Genomic DNA, 4595 nt, shown 5'->3' on the forward strand with positions numbered 1-4595 from the left:
TATCCAGCATGTCTACCCATGCGTTTGAATTTACCTTTGTAGTTCATAACGTTAACTTTCTCAACTTTTACGTCAAAGATTTCTTGTACAGCATCTTTGATTTGAGTTTTGTTAGCTCTAACGTCAACTTCGAAAGTGTATTTCTTATCAGCCATAATGTCAGCTGAGAACTCTGTGATCACGGGGCGCTTAATAATATCGCGTGCTTCCATTATCCAAGCACCTCCTCTATTTTTTCAACAGCTGCTTTAGTCATGATTAATTTCTCATGTCCAACAACCTCTAGTACGTTGATCGCGTTAGCTTCAACAACAGTTACTCCAGGAATGTTGCGGCCAGATAATGCTACGTTTTCGTCTACATCAGCAGTAACGATTAACGCTTTTTTGTTTTCAGTATTCAAGCCTTTTAATACAGCTGTGAATTCTTTTGTTTTTGGCGCTTCAAAGCTCAAAGCATCAAGAACAATGATGTTTTCTTCGTTTACTTTCGCAGAAAGAACAGATTTAATCGCTAAGCGACGTACTTTCTTAGGAAGTTTGTAAGCATAACCTCTTGGTGTAGGTCCGAAAACAACACCACCGCCACGCCATTGTGGTGAACGGATAGAGCCTTGACGGGCACGACCAGTTCCTTTTTGACGCCATGGTTTACGGCCACCGCCGCTTACTTCAGAGCGGTTTTTCACTTTATGTGTACCTTGACGCAAAGATGCTCTTTGCATAAGGATTGCTTCAGTTACTACGTTCTCATTTGGTTCGATGCCAAATACGGACTCGTTAAGCTCGATATCGCCAACTTGAGCGCCGCTTTGGTTTAAAAGAGCAATTTTCGGCATTGCAATTTTCCTCCTTTCTCGTTAGATTAGTTCGCTTTAACCGCAGTTTTGATTTTTAGTAAAGCTTTTTTAGGTCCAGGAACGTTACCTTTGATAAGGATTACGTTACGTTCTGCATCAACCTTAACGATTTGAAGGTTTTGTACAGTGATTTGAGTTCCACCCATACGTCCAGCAAGTTTTTTGCCTTTGAATACGCGGTTTGGAGCAACTGGTCCCATTGAACCAGGACGACGATGGTAGCGGGATCCGTGAGCCATTGGTCCACGAGCTTGGCCGTGACGTTTGATTGGTCCTTGGAAACCTTTACCTTTCGAGATTCCTGTTACATCTACGATTTCGCCTTCTGCGAAAATATCAACTTTGACTTCCTGACCTACCTCGTAAGTGTTGAGGTCTGCATCGCGGAATTCGCGAGTGAAGCGCTTAGGAGCAGTGTTTGCTTTTTCAGCGTGTCCTTTTTCCGGCTTGTTAGCAAGCTTCTCGCGAAGATCTTCGAAACCAAGCTGGATTGCTTCGTAACCGTCGTTTTCGACAGTTTTCTTTTGAAGAACAACGTTAGGTACTGCTTCAACAACTGTTACCGGGATAAGTTCACCGTTCTCAGCAAATACTTGAGTCATACCAATTTTTCTTCCTAAGATTCCTTTGGTCATTTCGTCACACCTCCTGTAAATATTGTTTGTTTTATTTGTTCAAGCGATTATAATTTGATTTCGATATCGACGCCAGATGGCAAATCTAAACGCATTAGAGAATCTACAGTTTGTGGTGTAGGATTCACAATGTCGATTAGACGTTTGTGCGTGCGCATTTCGAATTGCTCACGAGAATCTTTGTATTTGTGTACCGCACGTAGGATAGTGTATACGTTTCTTTCAGTCGGAAGTGGAATCGGACCTGAAACGGCTGCACCAGAACGTTTTGCAGTTTCTACAATTTTCTCAGCAGATTGATCAAGGATTCTGTGATCGTAAGCTTTTAAACGGATGCGAATCTTTTGTTTTGCCATTATTTTCCCTCCTTTATCGCCTATTTTGTAATAGACATTCTCCGCGGAAATCTCCTCACACACTCGCCATGGCAAAGCGGCCGGGTGTGTCAGCAACCTTCCACATCATCGCAATGAAAAGACCAACATTGTCTATTATACCTAATGTTTATCGAATATGCAATAGCTAAATATTCTTTTCGGTCTCAACACTTTTTTAAGTATACATGCTCATAACCTCAATATCAAGTTATCTGAAGTGCTTTCCAACATTCTACTAAGTAAGGGCGATTAGAGGATTCCATCGATGAGGTTTTGCTACACTGTAAGCTTGTATCTGCACGGAGAAATAATGGCTGATTACTACACAAAAAAAGGTCTGCATCCATTGGATACAGACCTCTTAGCTGCTAAATAACCAAGCTTTAAAAACGAGTTTCTTCTATAATACATAGCTTATCGAAGTAATCCATGCAGATACAATAAGGAGAACTCCTTGCCGGTAAATTGCTTCATACGTTTCTTCGTAAGAGAATCCCAGTCAGCGGCCTTAATATAGCTTGTTCCTGTTTTAATCGTGAGATCAGCTTCCCTGAGCAGCGGCTGCCCCTTCTTCAAGCCCTTTTTAATCACATATTGCTTGTCAGCATGAAGCCCGATAACAACATTCTGCTGCTTCAGCTTCCCTTTCTGTAGTACGAGAGCTTTATTATATCTTACTGCATCATCCCGTATGGTAGGTCCTGTCAGCTCTGCTAATGTGATATCCGCGTTCATATGTGCTCCTATACGAAGAGAGGCAGTTTGGGATTCGGCAGCATCCTCATCTGATTCATCAGATGGCACTGCTAGCTCATCTGTTCCTCCCTCAGCATCGTCTTCCCCCTCAAACTCTTCTTCAAGTACTTCAGGTTCCTCTACTTGATTGTCATCTGCTGAATCCTCTGCCGGCTCCCCTTCTTCTGCTTCTCCCTCCTCAATCTCAATGGTTACAGGGTACAGACTTTGACCATCTGCGCCATCTTTCTTCTCAGGGTATGCTCCCACATCAATGATATTTCCGAAGACTCGGTTTGCTTTCATAAACTCAGGATATAGCAGGACAGTTTGTCCAGGCTCGACCTTATGTATATGTTCTTCATCCACATAAGCAACTGCCCATAGAGGGTTGCTAGATGCAATCGTCAAGATGGGGTCACCGTCAGCTCTTCTTTCACCATGCACCTCTGTGATGATCCCTGTAACTTCACTCTCTATAACTATTTCTGAAGAAACATCCTTCAGGTGGTCAATCTTCGCTTGGTTATTTGCTTGCTTTAACTCAATTTGCTTTACACTGTAATCGATATTATTGATTTCATATTGAATAGGGCGAGTTTGATCATAAGAAGGATGTACATGCTCATCCCCCTCCTCTTCTCCATCAATATCCGGGAGAGATTCAGTCTCGCTCAACTCCTCTTCAAGGACTGTTCTGTCCTCGAGAAGTTTCTCCTTCTCCAATTCCAGTTCAGCGTTTCCCTGCTCCAATGATTCAATTTCAACCTTCGCTGAATCATTCCTATATTCTACAAGAGGTGTGCCTTCTTCTATGTACTGACCTTCCTCCACTAATATAGACTGAATCTCACCCTTATCCTTTTCAACGTAAACATATGTAACGGAGGAAGACTCAACCACACCCTCTGTTCCGAATGTTTTCTTTAATGTTTTCTCCTTAGCAGCAATTGGTTTAGAAATGAGTACTGTCCGATCTATATCCTTGTTATCCTCTAACAGGAACATATTGACTGTTACGAAGAGAATAATAAGTAAAGCTGCCAGCATGTAATATTTACGTCTCATAGATTCACCTTCATCGTATGAATAAGTGTGCTTGTTGCACTATTAAAAAGTATGTAAATAACCCAAGAAAGAATCACGATTAGCAGGACTCTTCTCCCTTCAAAGCCATATGTCTTTCTTAGCAAGCTAAATTGGCTCCATCCGGATAAAATCATAAAGATGGTCACCTCAGCCCCAAGCATGATCCAGAAAGTCTGACTTGTCAGTGATTGCGCGATAATTCCAAACCCAAGCGGTGAAGAGTACTCAGGCACACGGAGCAGAATGGAAACCACCAAGTCGACCGTATTCCCAAATAGGATGATCATCATCGGCATCAACTGCATACGCCATACAGTCCCAAAATCGAGCTCCTCAAAGACCAGCCAAATGAGCACAGTAAAAAAGAGTGTAAAGCATAAAGGAGACAGGATTCCTGCCGTGGCCTTACCTAGCATGAAGATTCCTTTTGCTGTTTCCCACCTTCCTTCGGCTGTCTGTTCCATCAGGACCGAAAAGGATTCACTTCCCACTCCGAGAAATCCACTGAACCCAGCGAGCAAAAAACTGTAGAGAATGAGACCGGTGAAATAAAGGCTGTACTTCCTAACTGTCATCGGCTGTCGTATTTCCCTTTTATATTGATAAGGGTTAAATGCTGATCGAATGGTCTCTAGCATTGCGGTCCTCCATAATCCAAAATTAACCTTCTATGCTATTGTATCTCAATTTTTTCTTTGGAGAAAGTTATAGCCTGACCGAAATACTGTCCATTTTCTATATAAAAAGCTTTGTTATTCTTAATTATAGTTTTTCATTGCAAGTGGATAAACCAATGAGGCAGCCAGGGAACAGCGGGGTTCTCCCCCTGCCAGCTAGTCCTGGCCTATAATGATGGCGGGCAGTATTCTACTATTAACCACTATCTATATCACAGCCATA

The 4595-nt window shown here is 42.3% G+C and carries 6 protein-coding genes; all 6 read right to left on the reverse strand.

The window, feature by feature from the left end; genetic code table 11:
* On the reverse strand, window positions 1-212 hold a 212-nt coding region (rplW, locus tag ACI35L_RS17640), incomplete at its 3' end, for a 50S ribosomal protein L23 (RefSeq protein ID WP_439803453.1).
* A complete protein-coding gene (rplD, locus tag ACI35L_RS17645) occupies window positions 212-838 on the reverse strand; it encodes a 50S ribosomal protein L4 (protein ID WP_049672544.1) in 627 nt (208 codons plus the stop codon). The genes rplD and rplW, both read right to left, overlap by 1 nt.
* Before the next feature lie 26 nt (window positions 839-864).
* Entirely contained in the window at window positions 865-1494 is a 630-nt protein-coding gene (gene rplC, locus ACI35L_RS17650) for a 50S ribosomal protein L3 (RefSeq protein ID WP_049672545.1), read from the reverse strand.
* 47 nt (window positions 1495-1541) lie between these two features.
* Window positions 1542-1850, reverse strand: a complete 309-nt coding sequence (rpsJ, locus tag ACI35L_RS17655) for a 30S ribosomal protein S10 (protein ID WP_049672546.1) — start codon at window positions 1848-1850, stop codon at window positions 1542-1544.
* Between the two features lie 435 nt (window positions 1851-2285).
* On the reverse strand, window positions 2286-3674 hold the full coding sequence (locus ACI35L_RS17660; protein ID WP_049672547.1) for an HlyD family efflux transporter periplasmic adaptor subunit: 1389 nt from the start codon (window positions 3672-3674) through the stop codon (window positions 2286-2288).
* Window positions 3671-4333: a hypothetical protein gene (locus ACI35L_RS17665; RefSeq protein ID WP_049672548.1), complete on the reverse strand. Its 663-nt coding sequence runs from the start codon at window positions 4331-4333 to the stop codon at window positions 3671-3673. The genes ACI35L_RS17660 and ACI35L_RS17665 overlap by 4 nt, the downstream gene beginning before the upstream one ends.
* Between the last annotated feature and the right edge of the window lie 262 nt (window positions 4334-4595).

The sequence above is a fragment of the Pradoshia sp. genome (assembly GCF_051873915.1).
Taxonomy (GTDB): Bacteria; Bacillota; Bacilli; order Bacillales; family Pradoshiaceae; genus Pradoshia.

Coding starts and splice junctions, on each gene's coding strand:
- ACI35L_RS17665 (WP_049672548.1), bottom strand. CDS start 4,333: ATGCTAGAGACCATTCGATCAGCATTTAACCCTTATCAATATAAAAGG.
- rplC (WP_049672545.1), bottom strand. CDS start 1,494: ATGACCAAAGGAATCTTAGGAAGAAAAATTGGTATGACTCAAGTATTT.
- rpsJ (WP_049672546.1), bottom strand. CDS start 1,850: ATGGCAAAACAAAAGATTCGCATCCGTTTAAAAGCTTACGATCACAGA.
- ACI35L_RS17660 (WP_049672547.1), bottom strand. CDS start 3,674: ATGAGACGTAAATATTACATGCTGGCAGCTTTACTTATTATTCTCTTC.
- rplD (WP_049672544.1), bottom strand. CDS start 838: ATGCCGAAAATTGCTCTTTTAAACCAAAGCGGCGCTCAAGTTGGCGAT.